The following is a 1549-nucleotide window of genomic DNA, read 5'->3' as shown; positions in this document are numbered from 1 at the left end:
CCGCAGGGCCCAGGAAAGCGTTCGCGCCAGAGCGCTTCACCGAGCCTTTGTTGTCATCGATGAGCCGCAAATCATCGACGTGGGGCTGTGGAACCTCTTCCTCCAGGCCCTGCGTGCGGCCTGCGCGGAATGGCAGGCCCAGGTGCTGTTCAACACCGCGACCCTGCCGCCGATCGCCGGCGGCCTCCAGGAGCCGTGTACACCGCTGAACGATGAGGTGCACGGCCAACCCCGGTACCAGATCCGCTTTTCGCCAACCCCCATTACCGCAGATCAGGCGGCTGAATGGGCTCTCCGCCACAGCCACTCACACCAGGCGCTGGCCGTGGTAGTCAACACAGTGGCCGATGCAGTGGAAGTTTATCGTCACCTGCGCGCGGCGGATCTCGAACACCAGTGCACCCTGCTGACCGCCATCATGTTACCCGGCCACAAGCGGGCGCGTATCCAGGAGATCCGCCAGCGCCTGGAGCACAACCAGCCTACGGTGGTGGTATGCACGCAGATGCTGGAGGCAGGGGTCGACTTGAGCTTCGAGCGCATACTCCGCGCCCTCCCCGTGTTCCCCGCAGTCGCCCAGGTTGCTGGCAGAGCGAATCGCCACGGCGAGGGCCAGACAGGCATCGTCGAGGTGTGCCCCTATCACCGCTCCAACGGCAAAGATTCACGCCTCCTGGTCTACCGGGACGAAACTTCCCGACGACAGACGGACGCCCTCCTGTCCGAGCACCACTCCTTCTCCGAAAGCAGCGTGGCCTCACTCCTCGGTACCTACCTCTCGCGCTGCTGGCAGGAGAACCGCTATGAGGCGTGCCTGCAGCGATTGGAGAGGGCGGCACGGGGTCTCTGGTCAGAGCTTGCGGGACTGGAACCCTTCGCGCACGACTATTCGCGCGTGGAAGTCTTTGTCCCCTGTGGGACCGAGATGGTGCCCCGCTATGCAGAACGAATGCTCGCGGACTACGCCCCCGAGGGCCCGACGCAGCTGCTTGACTTGCTCTCCCGCAGCCACCGACATGGCGAGCACTCGTTCGAAGATCGGAAGCGGATCTTGGCACTCGTCCATTGTTTCACCGTCCCGGTCCCTAGACAGGTGGCCCAGCAAATCGCCGACCCTGTCAACGAGTGGCTGTGGCTGCTCCGAAAACCGGAGGACTATTGCCCCGAAATGGGCTTGGCCGCGGCTGGCGCTGAGCACGAAGCCACGGAGGTCATCATTTGAAGGGCACACAGCCATGAACCAGCGCGGGCCGCAAATCTGAGGAGAGATTGCCGCCATGCAATTGGTACTGAATACCTTCGGCGCCTATCTCGGCAAGACCGGGGACTGCTTCGAGGTCAAGGCCGGCGATGAGAAACGCCTGGTCTCCGCCAAGAAGGTGCGCAGCATCCTCATTACCACCGGCGCCTCGCTCTCCACCGACGCGGTCGAGCTGGCCATCCAAAATAACGTCGACGTCGTCTTCCTCGACAAGACCGGCCATCCCTTCGCCCGCATTTGGCAGTCCAAGCTCGGCTCCACCACCAAAATACGCCGCCTGCAACTCGA

At 63.4% G+C, this 1549-nt stretch carries 2 protein-coding genes; both read left to right on the top strand.

Annotated features, from left to right (window positions below; all coding sequences use genetic code 11):
• A partial coding sequence (locus tag H5U38_12315) for a hypothetical protein (protein ID MBC7187808.1) occupies window positions 1-1222 on the top strand: 1222 nt, incomplete at its 5' end.
• Window positions 1223-1277: 55 nt separating this feature from the next.
• On the top strand, window positions 1278-1549 hold a 272-nt coding region (locus H5U38_12310), incomplete at its 3' end, for a CRISPR-associated endonuclease Cas1 (GenBank protein MBC7187807.1).

The sequence above is a fragment of the Calditrichota bacterium genome (assembly GCA_014359355.1).
In the GTDB taxonomy this organism is placed as follows: Bacteria; Zhuqueibacterota; Zhuqueibacteria; order JANLFK01; family Oleimicrobiaceae; genus Oleimicrobium.
This window is presented reverse-complemented; position numbering and strand designations above follow the sequence as displayed.